Annotated in this window: 19 protein-coding genes, 2 tRNA genes and 1 pseudogene; 9 read left to right on the top strand and 13 right to left on the bottom strand. The window is 74.2% G+C overall.

Annotated features, from left to right (window positions below):
• The 3 genes and pseudogenes from GJV82_RS19520 to GJV82_RS14825 form a co-directional block, all read left to right on the top strand.
• Window positions 1–504: pseudogene (locus GJV82_RS19520) on the top strand (hypothetical protein); the annotation flags it as partial.
• Window positions 505–603: 99 nt separating this feature from the next.
• Window positions 604–1,341 carry a DUF5819 family protein gene (locus GJV82_RS19515; protein WP_162290529.1) on the top strand — a complete coding sequence of 246 codons (738 nt, stop codon included), beginning with the start codon at window positions 604–606 and terminating at the stop codon, window positions 1,339–1,341.
• A complete protein-coding gene (locus GJV82_RS14825; protein ID WP_196217269.1) occupies window positions 1,338–2,423 on the top strand; it encodes an HTTM domain-containing protein in 1,086 nt (361 codons plus the stop codon). The genes GJV82_RS19515 and GJV82_RS14825 overlap by 4 nt, the downstream gene beginning before the upstream one ends.
• A 62-nt stretch (window positions 2,424–2,485) precedes the next feature.
• Here GJV82_RS14825 and GJV82_RS14820 read toward each other — a convergent pair whose 3' ends face one another.
• The 3 genes from GJV82_RS14820 to GJV82_RS14810 form a co-directional block, all read right to left on the bottom strand.
• Window positions 2,486–2,986 carry a DUF3145 domain-containing protein gene (locus tag GJV82_RS14820; RefSeq protein ID WP_021481145.1) on the bottom strand — a complete coding sequence of 167 codons (501 nt, stop codon included), beginning with the start codon at window positions 2,984–2,986 and terminating at the stop codon, window positions 2,486–2,488.
• A gap of 168 nt (window positions 2,987–3,154) precedes the next feature.
• On the bottom strand, window positions 3,155–3,640 hold the full coding sequence (def, locus tag GJV82_RS14815; protein WP_024840882.1) for a peptide deformylase: 486 nt from the start codon (window positions 3,638–3,640) through the stop codon (window positions 3,155–3,157).
• Window positions 3,641–3,707: 67 nt separating this feature from the next.
• A complete protein-coding gene (locus tag GJV82_RS14810; RefSeq protein WP_318657686.1) occupies window positions 3,708–4,514 on the bottom strand; it encodes a DUF1206 domain-containing protein in 807 nt (268 codons plus the stop codon).
• A 148-nt stretch (window positions 4,515–4,662) separates the two neighbouring features.
• Here GJV82_RS14810 and GJV82_RS14805 point away from each other — a divergent pair, with 148 nt between their 5' ends.
• Window positions 4,663–5,775, top strand: a complete 1,113-nt coding sequence (locus GJV82_RS14805; RefSeq protein WP_155099750.1) for an acyltransferase family protein — start codon at window positions 4,663–4,665, stop codon at window positions 5,773–5,775.
• On the opposite strand, the gene GJV82_RS14800 is transcribed toward GJV82_RS14805, so the two are convergent.
• Together GJV82_RS14800 and GJV82_RS14795 are read right to left on the bottom strand one after the other, a co-directional pair.
• Window positions 5,748–6,107, bottom strand: coding sequence for a DUF488 domain-containing protein (locus GJV82_RS14800; protein ID WP_024840879.1), 360 nt, complete (start codon window positions 6,105–6,107; stop codon window positions 5,748–5,750). The two genes, GJV82_RS14805 and GJV82_RS14800, sit on opposite strands and share 28 nt — an antisense overlap.
• Window positions 6,108–6,156: 49 nt before the next feature.
• Window positions 6,157–6,230, bottom strand: a tRNA-Ile gene (locus GJV82_RS14795).
• 59 nt (window positions 6,231–6,289) lie between these two features.
• Here GJV82_RS14795 and GJV82_RS14790 point away from each other — a divergent pair.
• The 3 genes from GJV82_RS14790 to GJV82_RS14780 all read left to right on the top strand — a co-directional run bounded on the left by GJV82_RS14790 (window position 6,290) and on the right by GJV82_RS14780 (window position 8,515).
• On the top strand, window positions 6,290–6,805 hold the full coding sequence (locus GJV82_RS14790; RefSeq protein WP_024840878.1) for a hypothetical protein: 516 nt from the start codon (window positions 6,290–6,292) through the stop codon (window positions 6,803–6,805).
• A gap of 53 nt (window positions 6,806–6,858) precedes the next feature.
• Window positions 6,859–6,931, top strand: a tRNA-Asn gene (locus GJV82_RS14785).
• Between the two features lie 120 nt (window positions 6,932–7,051).
• Complete coding sequence (locus GJV82_RS14780) at window positions 7,052–8,515, top strand: MDR family MFS transporter (RefSeq protein WP_318657685.1); 1,464 nt, start codon at window positions 7,052–7,054, stop codon at window positions 8,513–8,515.
• Window positions 8,516–8,533: 18 nt separating this feature from the next.
• On the opposite strand, the gene dnaG is transcribed toward GJV82_RS14780, so the two are convergent.
• On the bottom strand, window positions 8,534–10,471 hold the full coding sequence (gene dnaG / locus GJV82_RS14775) for a DNA primase (RefSeq protein ID WP_115942758.1): 1,938 nt from the start codon (window positions 10,469–10,471) through the stop codon (window positions 8,534–8,536).
• A complete protein-coding gene (locus GJV82_RS14770) occupies window positions 10,459–11,436 on the bottom strand; it encodes an AraC family transcriptional regulator (protein ID WP_196217268.1) in 978 nt (325 codons plus the stop codon). Before GJV82_RS14770 ends, dnaG begins: the two co-directional genes overlap by 13 nt.
• A gap of 83 nt (window positions 11,437–11,519) precedes the next feature.
• Here GJV82_RS14770 and GJV82_RS14765 point away from each other — a divergent pair, with 83 nt between their 5' ends.
• The gene (locus tag GJV82_RS14765; protein ID WP_024840874.1) at window positions 11,520–11,972 is read left to right on the top strand and encodes a VOC family protein; all 453 of its coding nucleotides are present in this window, start codon (window positions 11,520–11,522) and stop codon (window positions 11,970–11,972) included.
• Between the two features lie 28 nt (window positions 11,973–12,000).
• Here the strand turns inward: GJV82_RS14765 and GJV82_RS14760 are convergent, their stop codons facing one another.
• Both GJV82_RS14760 and GJV82_RS14755 read right to left on the bottom strand, forming a co-directional pair.
• Window positions 12,001–13,332 carry a deoxyguanosinetriphosphate triphosphohydrolase gene (locus tag GJV82_RS14760; protein ID WP_024840873.1) on the bottom strand — a complete coding sequence of 444 codons (1,332 nt, stop codon included), beginning with the start codon at window positions 13,330–13,332 and terminating at the stop codon, window positions 12,001–12,003.
• A 23-nt stretch (window positions 13,333–13,355) separates the two neighbouring features.
• Window positions 13,356–14,120: a metallophosphoesterase family protein gene (locus tag GJV82_RS14755; protein WP_162290498.1), complete on the bottom strand. Its 765-nt coding sequence runs from the start codon at window positions 14,118–14,120 to the stop codon at window positions 13,356–13,358.
• Window positions 14,121–14,243: 123 nt separating this feature from the next.
• Here GJV82_RS14755 and GJV82_RS20190 point away from each other — a divergent pair, with 123 nt between their 5' ends.
• Window positions 14,244–14,627, top strand: coding sequence for a hypothetical protein (locus GJV82_RS20190; RefSeq protein WP_034604506.1), 384 nt, complete (start codon window positions 14,244–14,246; stop codon window positions 14,625–14,627).
• A 30-nt stretch (window positions 14,628–14,657) separates the two neighbouring features.
• Here GJV82_RS20190 and GJV82_RS14745 read toward each other — a convergent pair whose 3' ends face one another.
• From GJV82_RS14745 to GJV82_RS14730, 4 genes are all read right to left on the bottom strand, one after another.
• On the bottom strand, window positions 14,658–16,508 hold the full coding sequence (locus GJV82_RS14745; RefSeq protein WP_318255512.1) for a glycoside hydrolase family 13 protein: 1,851 nt from the start codon (window positions 16,506–16,508) through the stop codon (window positions 14,658–14,660).
• Window positions 16,509–16,510: 2 nt separating this feature from the next.
• Window positions 16,511–17,422 (bottom strand): sugar ABC transporter permease, encoded by a 912-nt coding sequence (locus tag GJV82_RS14740; protein ID WP_024840869.1) that lies wholly within the window; start codon window positions 17,420–17,422, stop codon window positions 16,511–16,513.
• Window position 17,423: 1 nt separating this feature from the next.
• On the bottom strand, window positions 17,424–19,070 hold the full coding sequence (locus GJV82_RS14735; RefSeq protein WP_115942761.1) for an ABC transporter permease subunit: 1,647 nt from the start codon (window positions 19,068–19,070) through the stop codon (window positions 17,424–17,426).
• Window positions 19,071–19,332: 262 nt separating this feature from the next.
• A complete protein-coding gene (locus tag GJV82_RS14730) occupies window positions 19,333–20,565 on the bottom strand; it encodes a sugar ABC transporter substrate-binding protein (RefSeq protein ID WP_155099747.1) in 1,233 nt (410 codons plus the stop codon).
• Window positions 20,566–20,627: the final 62 nt, after the last annotated feature.

The following is a 20,627-nucleotide window of genomic DNA, read 5'->3' as shown; positions in this document are numbered from 1 at the left end:
GTCGACGGCACCGAGGTCGACGGGGACGAGGGCCGCGAGCTCACGTCCACGATGGCCAAGGAGCGCGTCCAGCGCGGTGAGACGCAGACCTTCACCGCGTCGGGCTTCGAGCCGGGCGAGGAGGTGCAGGCGGTCATCAACTCGGAGCCGCTCGTGCTCCCCGTCGCGATCGCGGACGAGAACGGCCAGGTGAGCTGGACGTTCGTCGTGCCGGCCGACTTCGAGGCGGGCCCGCACACGGGCACCGCGACGAGCGTCGCCGAGGGTGACTCGACGGTCGCCGCGTTCGAGGTCTACCTCGTCCCGGCGACCGACGGCGGCACCGGCGGCACCGGCGGCACGGGCTCCGGCTCGGGCTCCGGCTCCGGTGGGTCGGGCGGCTCCGGCTCGCTCGCCACCACGGGCGTCGACGGCGTGGCGTACTACCTCGCCGCCGCGTTCCTGCTGGTCGCCGCGGGGGTCGGTGCGCGCTTCGGCGTCCGCCGCCTCCGCTCGACCCGCTAGCCTGTCCCTCGTCGGCGGGCACCGCGGTCCTCCGGGGCCGCGGTGCCCGCCGACGACGTTCCCCACGACGACGTGGACGTCCCCGAGAACGGTGAACCCTTGTCCGCTCCCCCTGCCACCACGATCCCGCGCTGGGTGAAGGTCGTCGCCGGCGTGCTGTCGCTCGCCGCCGCGGCACACCTCGCCGTGACGGCGCTCTGGGTCGCCCCGAGCAGCGTCGTCCCGCGGGCGGTCTCCGCCCCCCTGTCCGGCTACATGGAGCCGGTCTTCCAGCAGAACTGGTCCCTCTTCGCCCCGACCCCGATCCGCGTCGAGAACTCGCTCGAGGTCCGCTTCCTCGACGCCGACCTCGAGGCCACCGACTGGGTCGACGCCACCGCGCTCGAGCTGACGACGCTCACGCACCACGTCCTGCCGTCGCGCGCCGGCCGCCCGACGCGCGCGCTCGTGACCGACGCGCGCGCCCAGCTCACGCGGCTCTCGCCCGAGGAGCTCGCCGTGCTCGGTGGGCACTACCACCACGACGCCTGGCCCCGCCTGCGCGAGGCGCTGCTCGCCGTCGACGGACCGTCGTCCGCGGCGCGCATCGACCGGGTCCTCACGTACGACAAGGTCATGGCGGCATACGCGACCGAGCTCGCGCGAGCGACCGAGACCGCCGTCGAGCCGGCCTACGTGCAGTTCCGCATCGTGCGCCAGCCGGCGCGCCCGTTCGCCGACCGCGGCGGCGAGCTGCCGGAGCCGACGGTCCTGACGTTCGGCCGTCGCCCGATGTACGAGTTCTCGGGTCAGGACTCGGAGTCCTTCACGGCCGCCGTCGAGAGGTTCCGCTCGTGAGCGCGCCGACCACCGCCCGCGCGGTGACCTTCCTCCGCGGCCGCTCCGACGCCGCCCTCCACTGGGTCGCCGACGCGCGGCGCGCGACGTACGGCACCGCGCTCGTGCGGATCGCGTTCGGGGCGGGCGCCGTCGTCTTCCTCCTGGCGAACGCCGCCGACCGCGACTACCTGTGGGGGCGGGCCGCCCGGTGGGCGGCCCCGCTGGCTGACGACGGCGGCTTCAGCGGACCGTTCGCCCTGTACTCGGGCGGCCTGGACGGCACGACCCTCACGCTCGCGTACGCGGCGCTGCTCGTGACGGCCGTGCTGTTCACGCTCGGCTGGCACACCCGGTGGGTCGCCCCGCTCCTGCTCGTGCAGTGGGTGAGCCTCCTCGAGTCGAACCCGCTCGTGGGCGACCAGAGCGACAACATCTTCCGGATCCTGCTGCTCTACCTGTGCTTCGCGGACCTGTCCGGTCGCTGGTCGCTCGACGCCCGCAGGCGTCGCCGGCTCGTCGCCCGGTACGGGGCTCCGCGACCCCTGGGCCGCCTCGGCACCGCGGGACTCAACGCGACGCTCGACCAGCTCGGCACGCTCGTGCACAACCTCGCGGTCGTCACGGCCTGCGCGCAGATCTGCCTCGTCTACGTCGCGTCGGGCCTCTACAAGGCGCAGGGCGCCCGGTGGCAGGACGGCACCGCGATCTACTACCCCATGCAGCTCAGCCACTACCGCCCGTGGCCGGCGCTGAACGACCTCCTCGCGCAGAGCACCGTCATGGTCGCGCTCGCGACGTGGTTCTCCGTCCTCGTCCAGCTCCTCTTCCCGGTCCTGCTCCTGTGGCGGTGGACGCGGGTCGCCGCGATCGGCGGCGTGCTCGCCATGCACGCGGGCATCGCCGTCGTCATGGGGCTGCCGTTCTTCTCGCTGTTCATGATGGCGGGCGACTGCCTGTTCGTCCGTGACGCGACGTTCGCGCGCGGCGAGGCGTGGGTGCGGTCGAGGCTGCGGCGCGGGGACGCGTCCGGCACCGCCGACGACGCACCTCCCGCGCCGTTCCGGGCGCGGCGCCCTCAGGGCGCGGTCGCGCGGCGCTGACCCGAGCACGACGGCGCCCCACCGGCAGGACCGGTGGGGCGCCGTCGTACGTCCGGGGAGGGTCAGCCGACCCGGTGCAGCCAGCGGACGGGTGCGCCCGCCCCCGCGTAGCGGAAGGGCTCGAGCTCGTCGTCCCACGCCTTGCCCAGCGCGAGGTGCAGGGCGTCGCGCATCGCCCACGGCTCGCTCACCTGCTCGAGCGCGGCGCGGATGCGGTCCTCGGGGACCACGATGTTGCCGTGCACGTCCGTCTGGGCGTAGAAGATGCCGAGGTCCGGCGTGTGCGACCAGCGACCGCCGTCGACCCCGTGGCTGGGCTCCTCGGTCACCTCGTAGCGCAGGTGCGACCAGCCGCGCAGCGCCGACGCGAGGCGCGCGCCCGTGCCCTGCGGCCCCTGCCACGAGTACTCGGCCCGGTAGAGGCCGCGCGCGGCGGGCTGCTCGGTCCAGTCGAGCGACACGCGCACGCCGAGGACGTTGCCCGCGGCCCACTCCATGTGCGGGCACAGAGCACGCGGTGCTGAGTGCACGTAAAGAACACCGCGGGTGATGGCACCGGCCATGTCTGCCTCCCTAGGTCGAGGTTGCGTCTTCCCCAACGTCCTCACCGAGGGTGGTGTCACAGCACGTCACAGGTACGTCGCGGCGTGTCTCGTGCCCATCTTGCACGACATCGCGCGTTCGCGCGAGAGATCTGCCGGGCGTGCCCGGCGGCGCTCAGGGAGCGGTCGTCACAGGTGCTCGCGCAGCTCGCGCATCGCCTTCTTGCGCACGGCGCGGTCGAGACGGTCGAGGTAGAGCATCCCGTCCAGGTGGTCGCACTCGTGCTGGAGGCACCGGGCCATGAGCTCGGTCCCCTCGACGACGACCTCGTTGCCGTCGAGGTCCGTGCCCACGACGCGCGCGTACCAGGCGCGCCGCGTCGGGTACCAGAGGTTCGGGACGGACAGGCAGCCCTCGTCGCCGTCCTGGTAGTCGTCGGAGAGCTCGACGATGCGCGGGTTGAGCACGTACCCGATCTCGTCGTCGATGTTCCAGGAGAAGGCCCGGAGGTTGACGCCGATCTGGTTGGCGGCGAGCCCGGCGCGTCCCTCGTGGTCGACGGTCTCGACGAGGTCGGCGACGAGCGAGCGCACGCGGTCGTCGATCGTGGTGATCTCGTCGCAGGGGGTGCGGAGCACGGGGTCCGGGATGGTCCGGATCTCTCTCATCGCCATGGTGCACATTCTTCCATGCGCACGACGGCGGACGGCCGGCATCCCCCGGCGGTGCGTGGGGCCCGCGTCACATGCGCGCGTAGCGGGCCCGGGCGAACGAGTAGACGCCGTACGCGGCGAAGCCGAGCCCGACGGCGACGACGAGCACCGCCCCGAACGGCTGCGCGGCGAGCGTCGCGAACGCGGCGTCGAGACCGCCCGCCTGCTCGGGGTCGTGCTGCACGGCGGCGACGACGAACAGCGCGCCGAGCACGCCGAGGGCGACACCCTTCGCGATGTAGCCGACCCGGCCGAGCGTGACGACGGCACGACCGACGTGACCGCTCGTGCCGCCCTGGAGGTCCTCGAGGAACTTCTTCCGCCAGCCCTTGACCACGTGGTAGACGCCGCCCGCGACGATCCCGAGGCCCACGGCTCCGACGAGGAGCGTGCCGCCGGGCTTCTCCATGAGCGTCGCGGTGAAGCTCGACTCCTGGCCGGAACCTCCCGCGGCCCCGGTGACGACCTGGACGGCGAGGACGCCGAGCGCGAGGTAGAGCACGGCCTTGCCCGCCGCCTTGAGCCGGTCCGACGTCTCGGCGCCGCCGCTGGACGCGACGGTGAGCTGCCAGAGGCCGAGCGCGGCGAACGCGACGACCGCGAACCAGAGGAGCGCGGTGCCGCCCGGGGTCTGGGCGATCGCGGTGAGCGCGCCCGTCTGGTCCGCCTGCTCGCTCGACGCCGAGCCCGTCGCCACCTGCACGGCGAGGATCCCGACGACGACGTGCAGCAGCCCGCTCACGGCGTACCCGCCGCGGGCCAGGAGCTCGAGCGTCCTGCTGCTCCGCGCGCCCTGTGCCGCCGCCTTGCCCGTCGAGCCGATGCTCTGTGCCACGGGAACCTCCTCGATCGTCGCCGGACGCGGCCCCCGCGCGCCGCCGGCCACTCCCACCGGCGCGGACACGCTGCCAGACCTCGGAGCCGCTCGCACGCCGGGCGGCGCTCTGCGAGCGTGCTGATCACGATTTGGTAACGTCGATCGAATGCCCCTGCAGAAACCACGCCTCGCGGTGCTCGACGGACTTCGGTTCGCCGCGGCCTCGGCCGTGCTCGTGTACCACTTCGTCGCCGTGAACCACCACGCCTGGGGCGAGCGGACGAGCGAGTCGCTGCCCGGCGTCCAGGGCGTCACCGCCTACGGCTCGTTCGGCGTCCAGCTCTTCTTCGTCGTCTCCGGGTTCGTCATCCTCATGACCGCGTGGGGCCGGGACGTCCGGGCGTTCGTGGCGTCGCGCGCCGGGCGGCTCTTCCCCGCCTACTGGGCGTCGGTCCTGCTCACGCTCGCGCTGCTCGTCCTCGTGGTCCCGGGGCGGCGCGACGTCGACCTCCCGCAGGCGGCCGCCAACCTCACCATGGTCCAGCGCGCGTTCGGGATCCCGGACCTCGAGGCCGTGTACTGGACGCTCTGGTCCGAGCTGCGGTTCTACGTGCTCGCCGGGGTGCTCGTCGCCGTCGGCCTCACCCGCGCGCGCGTCGTCGCGTTCGTCGTGCTGTGGCCCGTCGCGGGCGCGATCGCCACGCAGACGGGATCCGAGCTGCTCGCGACCGTGCTCGTCGCTCCCGACGCCCCGCTCTTCGCCGGCGGCATGGCGCTCTACCTCCTCACGCGCGACCGCCGCTCCCCCGTGCTCTGGCTCGCGCTCGCGCTCGACGTCGTCCTCGCCGCCGCGGTCTCCGGGCGGATCCAGGCCGCGCGCATCGAGAACAGCACGGACGTCGTCGTCTCCCCCGCGACGTGGTGGGTCGCGATCGTCCTGTGCTTCGCCGTCGTCGCGGTCGCGACGCTCACGCCGCTCGCCCGGGTGTCGTGGGGCTGGCTCACGGCGCTCGGCGCGCTCACGTACCCGCTCTACCTCGTGCACTCGTCGTGGGGACGGTGGGTCATCGAGTCCGTCCACCCGTACCTCTCGCGGGCCGCGACGCTCGCGGTCGCGGCCGCGGTCTGCGTGCTGCTCGCCTGGGTGGTGCACCGCGCCGTCGAGCGGCCGCTCGGTCCGCGGCTGCGCCGCGCGCTCGACCGGGACCTGCGCCGGGACGCGCGGGAGCCGGACCGCCGCGCGGCGGCGCCTCACGACGAGGCGGTCCCCGCGAGGTAGTCGCGCAGCACGACCGCCTGGTTGTGCTCGGTGTCCCGCGCCCCGAACAGCAGCGTGACGACCGGGTGCTGCGCGACGACGTCGCGCAGCCGGGCGACCGCGTCGCCGTTCGCGTCGAGCTCGGCCCGGTAGCGCTCGACGAACTCGTCGAAGAGCCGCTCCTCGTGGTGGAACCACTGCCGCAGCTCGGTCGACGGCGCGACGTCCTTGAGCCACAGGTCCACGTGCGCGCGCTCCTTGCTCACGCCGCGGGGCCAGAGCCGGTCGACGAGCACCCGGAACCCGTCGCCGTCGTCGGCGGGCTCGTGCACGCGCTTGGTCCGTACCGTCATGAGGCCATGACACCGCGCGCCCCGGCGGACCGCATCCGCACCGTCCCGGTGCCCCGTGCAGGACTTGAACCCGCGACCGAGAGATTATGAGTCTCCTGCTCTGACCAGCTGAGCTAACGGGGCGCGCGGGCAGCATACCGGCCCCGCCCGGCGTGCGGACCGGGAGCGGCTACGGTGGGCACGTGTCCTGGTTCCGCCGCCCCTCGCTCCCCGACCCCGTCCGGCGTGCGCTCGGCGTGCCGGCCCACGACCGCGTGCTCGCGTCGGCCGAGCTGACCGACGGCTCGTGGGCGGTCGCGACGCGCGCCGAGCTCCTCACGAGCGACGCCGCGGGCGGGTCCGTCGTGCGCCGCCCGTGGTCCGACGTGGACCGCGCGGGCTACGCACCCGAGACGGCCACGATCACGGTCACGTGGGTCGACGGCACGCCGCCGCTCGCCCTGCGCCTCGCCGACCCGCGGCGCACGACGCTCGCGCAGACGCTGCGCGAGCGCGTGCAGTCGTCGGTCGTGCTCTCCGAGACCGTGACGTTCGCCGCAGGGCTCACGGCGCGCGTCGCGGTGCGCCGTGACGGCGAGGGCGCGCTCTTCTCGCAGGTCGTCGCGGACCCGGGGCTCGACCTCACGGACCCCGAGGTGACGGACCGGGTGGACGCCGCCGAGGGCCGGGTCCGGTCGGCGTCCGGACTACCCCTCTGAGCCTGCTAGAGTTTTCCCCGGCCGCCACGGTGAACGCCGTGACAGCCGCTCGATCCCGCGTAGCTCAGCTGGCAGAGCATCCGACTGTTAATCGGACGGTCGTAGGTTCAAGTCCTACCGCGGGAGCCTCAGCACCGGCCCCGGCCCGCACCAGCGGTCCGGGGCCGAGTCGTCTCCCGGCCCGTATTCCCGGCCCGCCTCGCCCGCCCGGGAATACCTGACGGTTGCCCGAGGCTTTCGTAGGTCGTGACCACGACGCCAGCCGCCGCGATCGGCCTGCGCTCCGAGCGCGGGCCCGTCCTGCTCGCCCTCATGCTGTCCACCGCGCTCGTCGCGCTCGACGCCACGATCATCGCGACCGCGTCCGCCACGATCGCCCGCGAGCTCGGCGGGTTCGCCCAGCTTCCCTGGCTGTTCTCGAGCTATCTGCTCGCGCAGGCGGTCGGCACCCCGGTCTTCGGCCGGCTGTCCGACGTCCTGGGTCGCAAGCGCCTCATGCTCGCCGGGGTCGCCCTGTTCTTCCTCGGGTCGGTGCTGTGCGGGTTCGCGTGGTCGATGTCGGCGCTCGTCGCGGGACGCGTGCTCCAGGGGCTCGGCGCGGGCGCGGTCATGCCGGTGTCGCAGACCGTCGCCGCCGACATCTACACGCTCGAGGAGCGCGCGAAGGCGCAGGGCTACCTCGCGTCGGTGTGGGCGATCTCGTCCGTCGTCGGCCCGACGCTCGGCGGCGTGTTCTCCGAGTTCGTGAGCTGGCGCTGGATCTTCTTCGTCAACGTGCCGCTGTGCGGCCTCGCCGCGTGGATGCTGCTGCGCCGGTACCACGAGACGCCGCGCGAGGGGGCGCGCGAGCCGATCGACTACCTCGGCGCCGTGCTCCTCACGAGCGGCAGCACGCTCCTGCTGCTCGGCCTGCTCGAGGGCGGGTCCTCGTGGGCGTGGGCCTCCCCCGCGTCGGTCGGCGTCCTCGGGGCCGCGGTCGTGCTGCTCGGCGTCTTCGCCGCGCACGCGCGCCGCACGCGCTACACCGTCGTCGACCTCGCCATCCTGCGCCGCCGCGTGGTCGGCGTCTCGACGGCGATCTCGCTGCTCGTCGGCGTCATCGTCCTCGCCCTGTCCACGTACGTGCCGATCTACGCGCAGGGCGTCCTCGGCGTCGGCCCGCTCGTCGCCGGGTTCGCGCTCGCCGCGATGACCGTCGGGTGGCCGATCTCCGCCTCGAACGCCGGCCGGCTCTACCTGCGGGTCGGGTTCCGTTGGACGGCCGTCGTCGGCTCCGCGCTCGTGCTCACGGGCACGGCCCTCACCCTGCTGCTCGGAGCGACCTCCCCGGTCGTCGCGATCGCCGCGACCACGTTCGTCGTCGGCGTCGGCATGGGCCTCACCGCCGTCCCGACCCTCATCGCCGCCCAGTCGTCGGCAGCGTTCACCGAGCGCGGCGCCGTGACGGGCACCAACATGTTCGCGCGGTCGCTCGGCTCGGCCGTGGGCGTCGCGGTGTGCGGGGCGATCGTCAACGCGCGCACGACGCTCGGCGCGGACGGCACGCCCGAGGGCCCGGGCCTCATGTCGGCGATCCACGTCGTCTTCCTCGTGCTCGCCGCGAGCGCCGCCGTCCTCGTCGCCCTCGCAGCGCTCATGCCCGCCGACAGGCAGGCCGCGCGCGACCGCCGCGCCGCCCACGCCGCACGCACGGCGGACGCCGTCGCCTGAGCCGCGGGGCCGCTCGCGTCAGGCGATCTCGCCCTCGCGCAGCGTGCGCCGCTCCGCCTCGAGCGCGAGCAGCGCCGCGAACGCCTCCTGGTACGCGGCGAGGTCGGCCGCGGGGTCCAGGCGCTGGAGCCTGCTCTTCGCGTCGGCCACGCGCCGCGTGAGCCCGAGGTCCACGAGGCCCCGCACGACGCCCGCGACGTAGCCCCCGACGACGTCCTCCCGGTCCTCGGGCAGGGGCGCGACCGCGAGCTCGGTGACGAGGGCGCGCACGGGCTCCGCGGCCTGCTCGACGACGGCCTCGACCCAGTGGCCCGGTCCGAGCCGCACGCCCTCGCGCACGCCGCCGGCCGCGCGGATCGCGGCGTGCACGGCGCGCCACGCGGGGACGGCGAACGCGTCCTCGCCCAGGTCGTCGAACATCGCCGGGACGTGCTGGGGGTACTGCAGGACGCCCACGAGCGCGAGCCGCTCGCGACGCGCGACCGGGTCGCGCGGGTCCGGGGCGGGCAGGGCGGGCACCGTCGGCTCGGCCTCGGCCGCGTCGGGGCGCGCGTCGTCGCTGCGCGCGGAGCGCACCGGGCCCGGGGTGCCGCGGCGCGCGGCGGACGCGACCTCGCGGCGCACGTCCTCGGTGTCGATGCCGATCCAGCGGGCGAGCGAGCGCGCGTACCCGAGCTGCATGGACCGGTCGCGGATCCCCGCGACGAGCGGCGCCGCCGCGCGCAGGGCGCCCACGCGCCCCTCGACCGTGTCGAGGTCGAACGACTCGAGCGTGGTGCGGATGACGAACTCGAAGAGGGGCTGGCGCCCGTCGACGAGCGCGCGCACCGCGTCCGGCCCGCGCGACATGCGCAGCTCGCACGGGTCCATCCCGCTCGGCTCGACCGCGACGAAGGTCTGCGCGTGGAAGCGCTGGTCCTCGCCGAACGCGCGCACGGCCGCCTTCTGCCCGGCGGCGTCGCCGTCGAACGTGAAGATCACCTCGCCGCCGAGGGACGCGCCGGAGGCGAGCTGGAGCCCGCCGCCCGCGGTCGTGTCGCCGAGGAGGCGGCGGACGATGCGCGCGTGGTCGGCGCCGAACGCCGTACCGCACGTCGCGACGGCGGTCGTCACGCCCGACAGGTGCGCCGCCATGACGTCGGTGTACCCCTCGACCACGACGACGCGCTTCTGCTTGGCGATCTCGCGCTTGGCGAGGTCGATGCCGTACAGCACGTGCGACTTCTTGTAGAGCGACGTCTCCGGGGTGTTGAGGTACTTGGGGCCCTGGTCCTCGTCGTACAGGCGCCGCGCGCCGAAGCCCACGATCTCGCCCGTGACGTCGCGGATGGGCCACATGAGGCGGCCGCGGAACCGGTCGTAGATGCCGCGCTGGCCCTGGCTCACGAGACCGGACGCGACGAGCTCGGCCTGCGTGAAGCCGCGGCCCTGCAGGTGGCGCTGGAGGTTGTCCCACCCCGTCGGCGCGTACCCGACGCCGAAGTGCTCGGCGTCGCCGCGCCCGAAGCTGCGCTCGGCGAGGAACGCGCGCGCGGCCTGGGCGCCCGGGGCGAAGAGCTGCTCGGCGAAGTACTGCGCCGCGACGCGGTGGGCCTCGAGCAGCCGCTGGCGCCGCCCGGGCTCCTCGCGCGGGCGCTGCGGGCCGCCGGAGTCCTCGTAGCGGAGCTGGATCCCGACGCGGTCGGCGAGGTACTCGACGGCCTCGACGAACGTGAGCCCGTCGATCTTCTGGACGAACGAGATGACGTCGCCGCCCTCGCCGCACCCGAAGCAGTGCCAGCGCCCGACGCCGGGGCGCACGTGGAACGACGGCGAGCGCTCGTCGTGGAACGGGCACAGGCCCTTGAGCGATCCGACGCCCGCCGTCTTGAGCGTGACGTGCGCGGAGACGATCTCGTCGATCCGTGCGCGGTCGCGGACGGCTTCCACGTCCTCGCGTCGGATCAGGCCTGCCACGAGGCGAGTCTATGCGCCGCGGACGGACGTCGGGGGCGGCCCGGGCGCGGGATCGGCCACCCGGCCGCGGACCCGACGAGCGCGGCGCGCGACGCGGCGCACCGGCGCGCGTAGGCGCCGGGCGTCGAGCCCGTCGCGCGTGCGAAGTCCGTGCCGAGGTGGGCCTGGTCGTAGTAGCCGACGGCCGTCGCGAGCGCCGCGAGGTCCTGGTCCGGGTCGGCCGCGAGGAGGTCGGCCGCGAGGTGCACGCGATGGCGCTGCAGGACCCACTTGGGGCTCACGCCCAGGTACGTCGCGAACAGGCGCTGGAGCGACCGCGGCGACGTGCCCACGACGGCGGCGAGGTCCGCGACGCCCGCGCCGGGCCCGAGGTCGCCGCGCACGAGCGCCGCGAGCACGCGCGCCACGCGGTCGAGGTCCTGCGTCGAGCGCGACGTCCGGGCTCGGGCGGCCCGCGCGCGCAGGAGCGGCTCCACCGTGCGCGCCGCGTCCTCGTCACTGCCGGCGACCGCGAGGGCGAGCGCCGCCGCCCCGGTGCGCGCCGCCGTCGGGCCGAGGAACGTGGCCGCGGGCACGCGGACGCCGGGACGGACCGCGTCCGGGTGCCCGAGCAGGACCCGGAACGCGCCGGGTCGCAGCTTGGTCCCGACGACGGCCCCCGACCCGGTGAGCGTGCGCTCGAACAGGCCGGGCGGGACGCCGTGGGCCGCGTACCCGGACTCCTCCGCGACGACGTTGGCGACGGGGTGCGGCACGAGCACCTGCGTGAACGACGTCCCGGGCGGCAGGTCCCAGCGCACGACCCAGTGCCGCTCGACGAGGTCCGCGAGGTCCGGCGCGGGTGCGACCCGCACGAGCTCGAACCCTGCCCGCGCCGCGGCCGGGTCGACGAGGCCGCGCACGGACGTCGTCGGGCCGTGCGTGCGCGAGGCCTCGGGCGGGCCGTCGTCGAACACCTGTCGCATTCCTCCAAGACTGGCACGACCCGCCGACACGAGCATGGGAGTCACGGCCCGCCACCGCGGGCGACCACGACGAGGAGGACACCATGGAGATGTCGGCACTGCACCCCAACGTCACGGTGAGCGGCGCGCGCGAGGCGATCGCCTTCTACGAGGCGGCGCTCGGGGCCGAGGTGGTCGACACCATCACGGCGGGCGACGTCGTGATCCACTCCGACCTGCGGCTCGTCTCCGCGGCGGGGACGAGCACGTTCACGGTCGCGGAGGCGTTCCCGCCGGACTCGGCCGCGCCGGAGCCCGGCGCGCCGACGCACGCGTCGTTCACCGTGCCGGTCGAGGACACCGACGCCGCGTACGCGCGGGCGCTCGCGGCCGGCGCGTCGAGCCTCGCGGAGCCGTCGGACTGGTTCGAGGGGTTCCGCCAGGCCGCGGTCCGCGACCCGTTCGGGCACCGCTGGTACTTCGCGACGGTCGCGGACTCCGTGACCGCGCAGGACGTGCAGCGCGCGAGCGACGCCTGGGTCGCCGAGCGCGGCTGACCGGGGACCGGGCCGTGCGCCCGTCCGCTCAGGCGGGCGGGCGCACGAGGCGCGCGTGGAGCTGCATCGCCGAGACGTCGGTGAGCGACGCGACCTGGTCCACCACGACGCGCAGGCGCGCCGCGTCGTCGGCCGCCGCCTCCCAGTCCGCCGCGAACGTCGGCTCGAGCGCGACGGGGGCCCGGTCGGAGAGCACCTCCACGAGGTCGGCGATCACCTCGCGCTGGCGCTGGTAGAGCGGCTCCTGCTCGCGGGGCGCCATGACGTACGCGACGGCGACGCCCTTGAGCACGAGGATCTCCGCGACCGTCTCGTCCGGTACGACGAGCCGCGCGGCGTACCGCGTGAGGGGACCGTCGCCGTACAGGGCCCGCGTCGCGTCCTGCGCGGCGCCCGTGAACCGCCCGATGAGCTGGCTCGTCGCGTCCTTGAGCGCGGCGAGCGCGCGCCGCGACCCGTCGAACCCCGTGACGAGGTGACCGGTCCCCTGGAGGCGGGTGATCCCGGCGTCGAGCTCCGCCTCGTCGTACGCGGTGCCGTACCAGGAGTGCACGGCCCGCACGACGCGCGCCCGCTCCTCGGGGTCGTCGAGGACGGCGAGCTCGATGCGGCCGCCCACCACCGCGTCCTCGACGTCGTGCACCGAGTACGACACGTCGTCCGCGAGGTCCATGACCTGCGCCTCGAGGCACTTGACCTGGCTGGGCGCGCCCGCGCGCAGCCAGTCGAAGACAGGGCGGTCGTCCTCGTAGACGCCGAACTTGTGCGTCGGCCGCCCGTCGGCGCGCAGCGGCGCCTCGCCCGCGCCCCACGGGTACTTGACGCTCGCGTCGAGGCTCGCGCGCGTGAGGTTGAGCCCGTACGAGCGGCCGTCGCCGTCGACGACCTTGGGCTCCAGCCGCGTGAGGAGCCGCAGCGTCTGCGCGTTGCCCTCGAACCCCCCGATGTCCACCGCGAGGTCCGCGAGCGCGCGCTCGCCGTTGTGGCCGAACGGGGGGTGCCCGAGGTCGTGCGCGAGGCACGCGGTGTCGACGACGTCCGGGTCGCACCCGAGCGCCTTGCCGATCTCGCGACCCACCTGCGCGACCTCGAGCGTGTGCGTGAGGCGCGTGCGCACGAAGTCGTCGCTGCCCGGCCCGAGCACCTGCGTCTTGGCGCCGAGTCGGCGCAGCGCGGACGAGTGCACGATGCGCGCCCGGTCGCGCTCGAACGGCGTCCGGGCGCGCGACTTCGGCGACTCCACGAACCACCGCTCGGTGTCGGCGTCCGAGTACGACGCCGTCCCCTCCTCGCCGCGCGCCGGGCGCGGCCCGGTCCCGACGACCGCGGGGTCGAACGCCTCCTGCTCGAACGTCTGCACGGGCCCCAGCGTAACGAGGCCGGTCAGGTCGCGGCGGGAGCCTCGTCGAGCGGGAGGCCGCGGTACACGCCGGTGCGCAGCTCGCGCGCCCACGCGTCCGCGGCGGGCATGCCGACGTCGTACGCCACGGCGATCTCCGCCTCGGCGTCGTAGGGCACGCGCACGTGCTGGACCGCGAACGGCGCCGGGTCGGGCGATCCGGGCACGCCCTCGAGGACCGCGTACACGGGCACGGGCTCGTCGAGCGGGTTGCCGACGCTCCCGGTGTTGACGAGGGTGCGGCCGCGGCGGGTCTCGACGTAGGCGTCGTGGACGTCGCCGTACACCACGACGGTCGGCTCGGGTCCGGGGCCCGTGAGGTCGGTCGCGGCGAACATGCCCGCGAGCTCGGCGGGCGTGTGGTCGAGGTGCACCTTGGTGTGCACCGACGCGGCCGAGGCGTGGAACAGGCGCACGCGCCGCCCGCTGAGGAGCAGGTCGTGGCTGAGCGGGAGGGTGCGGAACCAGTCGCGCTGGTCGGGGCGCAGCTCGTCGCGCCACCACACGTGCTCGGGCGGGCCGTCGTCGGGCGTCGCGGGCAGGAAGTCCTCCCAGTTGCCGCGCACCGTCACCGCGCACAGCTCGCGGCACCGGTCGACGACCGCGCTCCCCCGCGGGCCCTTGCCGACCATGTCGCCGAGGCAGACGAACGTCGTCACGCCGCGCGAGCGGGCGTCGGCGACGACCGCGTCGAGGGCCGAGAGGTTGCCGTGGACGTCCGAGAGGATCGCGAGTCGCTCGACGGTCACGCGGCCGATCCTGTCACACCGCGCGAGGGGTCGTGCCGGACGGCATGCGAGCCGTCGCGGGCGTAGCCTCCCGCCACGGGTGCACCGCACGCGCTCGAGCTCCGGGCCGTCACCGTCGACGGCGTGGTCGAGGTCGTCCCGTACGTCGACGGCCGCTCGCTCGTGGACCTCGTGGGCCGGTTCGAGCGGTCGCGCGGGTACTCCCCCGCGGGCGCGTACGGCGGGCTCGTCCCCGCGTACTTCCGCTACGGCGACGCCGCGCACCAGTGGTACGGGCGCGGGCGGACGCCCGCGGGCGGGCACGCGTGGGTGCTCGCGTGCGACTGCCACGAGGCGGCGTGCTGGCCGTTCGAGGTGACGGTCGACGCCGGCGCGACGACCGTCGCGTGGCGCGACCTCACGCAGCCCTTCCGCCCCGAGTGGGACTACTCGGGGCTCGGTGCGTTCACGTTCGACCGCGCGCAGTACGACGAGGCGGTGCGCCGGGTCGCGCACCTGTTCTCCTGACCCGCAGCGTCCCGGCGCCCACGGGCACGGTCAGGGCAGCCGCCACACCCCGACGGCCGGGCCGTCGCCCGCGAGCCGCGCGCCGCCGTCGTGCGGGGCGAGGTCGAGCGTGCCGTGCAGCCGCTCCGCCTCCCCGCGCCCGACGAGCGCGGGGTGCAGCACCACGCCGTCCCACGGGGCGCGGGCGACCGCGACGAGCACCCTCTCGTCGGGCGTCTCCCGGAGGTAGACGAGGGCGTCGTCGTCGACGTGCACCCAGCGCATCCCGCCGCGGCGCAGCGCGGCCGAGCCGCGCCGCACCGCGATCAACGCCCGGTACAGGTCGAACGTCGCGCCGTCCCAGCGCCCGGGGCCCCCGCCCGTCGCGCTCGCGTCGTCCCACGGCATCGTCGCGCGCGCGTGCTCGCCGTTGAGGCCCGTGAGGCCCACCTCGTCGCCCGCGAAGATCACCGGGGTGCCCGGGTAGGTGAGCAGCAGCGTCGCGGCGACCTCGACCATCGCGCGCGACCCGACGATCGAGCGCAGGCGCGGGGTGTCGTGCGAGCCGAGCATGTTCCACTGCGACGCGGTGACCCGCCACGGCAGCACGGCGTCGAACTCGCGCATCGTCTCGACGACGGCGCGCCCGCCGCGCCGGGGCGTGCGGACCGGCAGGCCGAGGTACGGCACGGCCGAGCCCTCGGGCGACAGCCACGTCCAGGCCGGGCGCGTGAACGCCGAGTAGTTCATGTTCGCGTGCCAGCCGTCGCCCGCGAGGTCGCCCGACGCGTCGTGGAAGTGCTCCGCGACGAGCGCCGCGTCCGGGTTCACGCCGCGCATCGTCGCGCGCAGGCGCCGCGCGATGTCGTGCGTCCGGTCCTCGGCGCCGTGGCGCCCCGTCATGTTCGCGACGTCGATGCGCCAGCCGTCGAGACCGAACGGCTCGCGCAGGTAGCGCCCGACGACAGAGCCCGGCCCGTCGATCATGCGCGCCCCGAGCTCGGCCGAGCCGTAGGACAGCTTCGGCAGCGACGCGTGCTCGAGCCAGCCCACGTACCCGGGCTCGCCGTCAGCCCAGTAGTAGAAGTCGCGCTCCGGCGCGCCCGGGTCCGCGAGCGCCCGCGCGAACCACTCGTGGCCCGCGCCCGTGTGGTTCGTCGTGAGGTCGCCCAGGACGCGCAGCCCGCGCGCGTGCGCGGCGCGGATCAGCGACGCGTACGCCGCGTCGCCCCCGAGCAGCGGGTCGACGCGGTCGAACGTGCTCGCGTCGTAGCGGTGGTTGGACCTCCCCGGGAAGACCGGCGTGGTGTAGAGGGTCGTGACGCCGAGCGCGAGAAGGTGGTCGAGCCGCTCCTCGATCCCGGCGAGGTCGCCCCCGTAGTACTGCGTGCCGACGTCGGGGCCCGCGCCGTGCGGCTCGTCGTCCCACGCCGCGGGGACGGCCCACTCCGGGAGCGGGCGCCCGTCGGCCCCGGCCGAGCGCGCGAACCGGTCCGGGAAGACCTGGTAGACGACGCCGTCGCGCATCCACGCGGGCGCGCCGTCGTGCACGGTGAGCCGGAAGTCGGCCGCGTCGGGCACGTCGCGGTCCCACGTGCCGCGTCCGTTGAGCCAGCGGTACCCGGCGTCGCCCTCGTCGAGGAAGAACCGGTAGGACGTCACCGGGTTGTGCACGAGCACCTCGGCGACGTACCAGTCCTCGTGCTCGTCCGACCGGTCGAGACGTGCGGGCGCGAGCCGGGGCTCGCCGTCGCGCACGGTGCGCAGCCAGACGTCGCGCACGCCGGCCGCGCGCGGCACGCGCACGCGGACCGGGACGGTGTCCCCGAGGGCGGGCACGCCCTCGGGGACGTACAGCGCGGACCCGTCGTGGTGCGGGGCGGGGGCGACGACGTCGCGCACGGTCAGCCCTTCACGGACCCGGCGGTGAGCCCGCCGACGATGTACTTCTGCAGGTAGAGGAAGAGCGCGAGCACGGGCAGCGCGGAGATCACGGCGCCGGCCGTGAAGAGGCCCCAGTTCGCCTCCTTGAGGGAGGACACCCATCCGTACAGCCCCACGGCGAGGGTCCAGTTGCGCTCGGAGGACAGGACGATGCGCGCGATGATGAACTCGCCGAACGTGCTGATGAACGACAGCAGCGCGACGACCGCGAGGATCGGCGCCACGAGGCGCAGGATGATCGTCCAGTAGATCTGGGCGTGCGTCGCGCCGTCGATCTTGGCGGCCTCGTCGAGCTCGCGCGGGACCGTGTTGAAGAACCCGTACATGAGGAACGTGTTCACGCCGAGCGCCCCGCCGAGGTAGACCGCGATGAGCGCGAGCTTGCTGTTCAGCCCGAGGACCGGCACGACGTTGCCCAGCCCGATGAGCAGCAGGAAGATCGCGACGAACGCGAGCATCTGGGGGAACATCTGCACGATGAGCAGCGACGTGAGCCCGACCCGCCGGCCGGCGAACCGGAAGCGCGAGAACGCGTACGCGGCCGCCGCGCCCATGAGCACGGTGCCCACGGACGTCGCGATCGCGACCTCGAGCGTGTTGAGCATCCACGTCCAGAACATCGTGGTGCCGAGCTCGGCGTAGTTCGCGGTGCTCACGTCGGAGAACAGGGTGTTCGAGCCGGTGAGGGTCCCGTTCTCGGAGAGCGACGCCGAGAGCACGTAGACCAGCGGGAACGCCGCGTAGAGGACGGCCACGACGCCGACGACGTGGCGCCAGCCGAGCTCGGTGAACCACCGGCCCGGCTTCATGCGGCGCTGGGCGACGGTCGCGGGACGCCCGCCCACGACGGGGGGTACCTGGGTGGTCGTCATCTCAGCTGATCTCCTCGAACTTGCGCGTGCTGCGGAAGGCGACGGCCGAGATCGTCCCGACGATGACGAAGATGACGATCGACAGCGCGCTCGCGAGACCGAAGTCCTTCTGGGCCGACCCGTCGATGCCCGAGATCGAGTAGACCATCGAGATGAGGATGTCCGTGTGCCCGAGCGGCACCGACGCGTCGGCGAAGCGCGGGCCTCCCCCGGTGAGCATGTAGATGAGCGTGAAGTTGTTGAAGTTGAAGGCGAACGACGAGATGAGCAGCGGAGCGGTCGCGATGAGCAGCAGCGGCAGCGTGATCGCGCGCCACGTGCGCCACCGCCCGGCGCCGTCGATCTTCGCCGCCTCCATGACGTCCGACGGCAGCGACTGCAGCGCTCCCGTGCAGATGAGGAACATGTACGGGAAGCCGAGCCAGAGGTTGACGCCGATCACCGAGAGCTTCGCGAGCCACGGGTCGGTGAGCCACGGGATGTGCGCGCCGCCCAGCAGGACGTCGTTGACGAAGCCGAAGCGCGTGTTGAGCAGGCCGGACCACAGCAGTGCCGCGAGGAACCCCGGGATCGCGTAGGGCAGGATCACGAGCGTGCGGTAGATCTTGCGTCCGCGCAGACGCGTGTCGTTGAAGACGATCGCGAGGAACAGGCCGAGCAGGAACGTCGTGACGACCGAGGCGACGGCGAAGGCGAACGTCCAGACGAGGATCTTGACGAACGGCTGCGCGTAGCGGGCATCGGAGAACGCCGTCACGAAGTTGTCGAGGCCCACCGGCACGCGCCACCCGACCGCGAGCGTCGAGCCGTCGGGGGCCTCGAACTGGCCCTCGTCGTTCGGGGTGTACACCGTCCCGGTCGTCGTGTCCGTCATGGTGTCCGCCGCGGCGTCCCACTCGAGCGCCGACGTGTAGACGTAGCCCGTGCGCGCGTCGGTCGTGCGGATCGAGCCGTCCTCCGGGTCGTCGGAGACCGGGACGCGGAGCTCGGTCACCTCGGCCTGCCGCTGGAGCACCTGGTCGCGCGGCAGGACCGTGAAGCCGGGGACCGCGGTCGCGCGGCCGTCGTCGACCGTCGCGCCGTCGACGACCTCCAGCGGCCGCTCCGCGGTGCCGACCTCGACGTCACCGTCCGCGGTGACGACCGCGAAGCCGAGCGCGCCGCCGTCCTCGACCACCGTGAGAGGCGACGACGGCGAGCCCTCGACGCGGCGCTCGTTCTGGACGAGGAGCGCGTTGACCGCCTGCTCCTTCGTCGCGTTGTGCCCCGTGCCGTAGTTCGTGAACGCGACGTACCCGGTGTAGGCGACGACGAAGATCTGGTAGACGAGGAGGAAGATCAGGCCCGGCAGGATGTACTTGAGCGGCAGCGCGCGCCGGGAGAAGTACACCCAGTTCGCCGCCGCGAGCATCGCGAGCGTCGCCACGAGGATCCCGTACGAGCCCTCGGTCCACGCGGACCACACCACGTAGACGCCGAGCGCGTCGACGACGGCCATGAGCGCGAGCTTGACGAAGAACCCCGGGCTGAAGTCGCGCGCGTGGGACGAGTCCGCGGCGCGCAGGCGGCGGTCGCCGCGCGGGGGCGGGCCGTCGGCTCCGGGGGTGCCGGCGCGCTCGTCGTCGGCGGTGGTCACAGGGGCAGACATCGTGGTCCTTCCGGGGTCGTCGGACGCGGCTCGTGTCGGGGCGAGGCGTCGTCGNGGGCGGGCCGTCGGCTCCGGGGGTGCCGGCGCGCTCGTCGTCGGCGGTGGTCACAGGGGCAGACATCGTGGTCCTTCCGGGGTCGTCGGACGCGGCTCGTGTCGGGGCGAGGCGTCGTCGTGCTGCGTCACGGCCTGCGGGCCGGAGGTGGCGACGGGCCGTCGCGGCGCGCACCGGGTGCGCGCCGCGACGGCCGTCGGACCCGGATCAGGACTCGATCGCGCCCTGGATGTCCGAGACCATCTTGTCCCAGGTGGCGACGGGGTCGGCACCGCTGACGATCGCGGCCTCGGTGACGCCCCAGAAGCTCCACACCGCAGCCATCTCGGGGATCGACGGCATCGGCACGGCCTCGGCGCCCACCGCGCGGAAGCCCGCGACGATCGGGTCGTCGGCGGCGGCCGCGTCGGCGGCGGAGGTCAGCGCCGGCGGACGGTGGCCCGCCTCGTACAGCGCGAGCTGCGCGTCCTCGGTGGACAGGAAGTTCACGAGGAAGTCGTTCGCGACGATCGCGTTGTCGCTCTCCGCGCTCAGGTAGAAGCCCTGGACGCCGACGAACGGCTGCGCGGGCTGGCCGCCCGCGCTCGGGATCGGGTCGATCGACAGGTCGAGGCCCTCGAACGAGTCGATCATCCACGGACCGCCGACGATGAACGGCGACTGGCCGTTCTTGAACGCCTCGACGGCGATGTCGTAGGTCGTGTCCTGGCTGAGCACGCCGGCCGCACCCTGGGCGCCGAGCCACTGCGCGAACGCCTGGCCCTCGGGGCCGCCCATCGCGAGCTCGGACGTGTAGGAGCCGTCCTCGTTCTGCGTGAAGACGGGCGCGCCGAACGACGTCTGGAACGGGTAGTGCGTGTACGGGTCGCCCTTGTCGCCGTCGGACTGCACGAGGATCGGGAACTCGGCGCCCGCCGCCTGGCCCGCGGCCACGGCGTCGTCCCACGTGGCCGGCGCCTCGGGCGCGAGCGCGGTGTTGCGGATGAGGGCGATGTTCTCGATCGCGTAGGGCAGGCCGTAGACCTGGCCGCCCTGCGTGAACGCCTCGATGGAGACGTCCTCGAAGTCCGCCGCGGTGTCGCCGAGCTCGAGGGGGGCCACGACGCCGTTCGTCGTGAGCTCGCCGAGCCAGTCGTGCGCGCCGACGGTGATGTCCGGGCCCTCGCCCGTGGGGACCTGCGCGAGGAAGTCCGCGCGGATGTCCTCGAAGTTCTTGAGGACGACCTCGACGGTGGTGCCCGTCTCGGCCTCGAAGGACTCGGCCGCGGCGGTCACGGCGTCCTGGCGGGTCTCGTCGACCCAGACGGTGAGCGAGCCGCCGGCGGAGGTCTCCTCGGCGCTCGGCTCGTCGGTGGTGGCGTCGCCCGAGCCGCCGGACGAGCAGGCGGCCAGCGCCAGCGTCGTGGTCAGCGCGGCGGCAAGAAGGATGCTCCGTCGCATCAGTGGTCACTCCCAGCGTGTTGCAGTGCGGTGGTGGCCGACGTCGGCTCGCACCGTCCGTG

Origin of the sequence: Cellulosimicrobium composti, from assembly GCF_009711085.1 — a bacterium.
GTDB classification, from domain to species: domain Bacteria; phylum Actinomycetota; class Actinomycetes; order Actinomycetales; family Cellulomonadaceae; genus Cellulosimicrobium; species Cellulosimicrobium composti.
Note: the sequence above shows the minus strand (reverse complement) of the source record. Positions and strands in the feature narration are given on the sequence as shown.

Coding starts and splice junctions, on each gene's coding strand:
- GJV82_RS14820 (WP_021481145.1), bottom strand. CDS start 2,986: ATGGCCGGTGCCATCACCCGCGGTGTTCTTTACGTGCACTCAGCACCG.
- def (WP_024840882.1), bottom strand. CDS start 3,640: ATGGCGATGAGAGAGATCCGGACCATCCCGGACCCCGTGCTCCGCACC.
- GJV82_RS14805 (WP_155099750.1), top strand. CDS start 4,663: ATGCCCCTGCAGAAACCACGCCTCGCGGTGCTCGACGGACTTCGGTTC.
- GJV82_RS14800 (WP_024840879.1), bottom strand. CDS start 6,107: ATGACGGTACGGACCAAGCGCGTGCACGAGCCCGCCGACGACGGCGAC.
- GJV82_RS14770 (WP_196217268.1), bottom strand. CDS start 11,436: ATGCGACAGGTGTTCGACGACGGCCCGCCCGAGGCCTCGCGCACGCAC.
- GJV82_RS14765 (WP_024840874.1), top strand. CDS start 11,520: ATGGAGATGTCGGCACTGCACCCCAACGTCACGGTGAGCGGCGCGCGC.
- GJV82_RS14740 (WP_024840869.1), bottom strand. CDS start 17,422: ATGACGACCACCCAGGTACCCCCCGTCGTGGGCGGGCGTCCCGCGACC.
- GJV82_RS14735 (WP_115942761.1), bottom strand. CDS start 19,070: ATGTCTGCCCCTGTGACCACCGCCGACGACGAGCGCGCCGGCACCCCC.
- GJV82_RS14730 (WP_155099747.1), bottom strand. CDS start 20,565: ATGCGACGGAGCATCCTTCTTGCCGCCGCGCTGACCACGACGCTGGCG.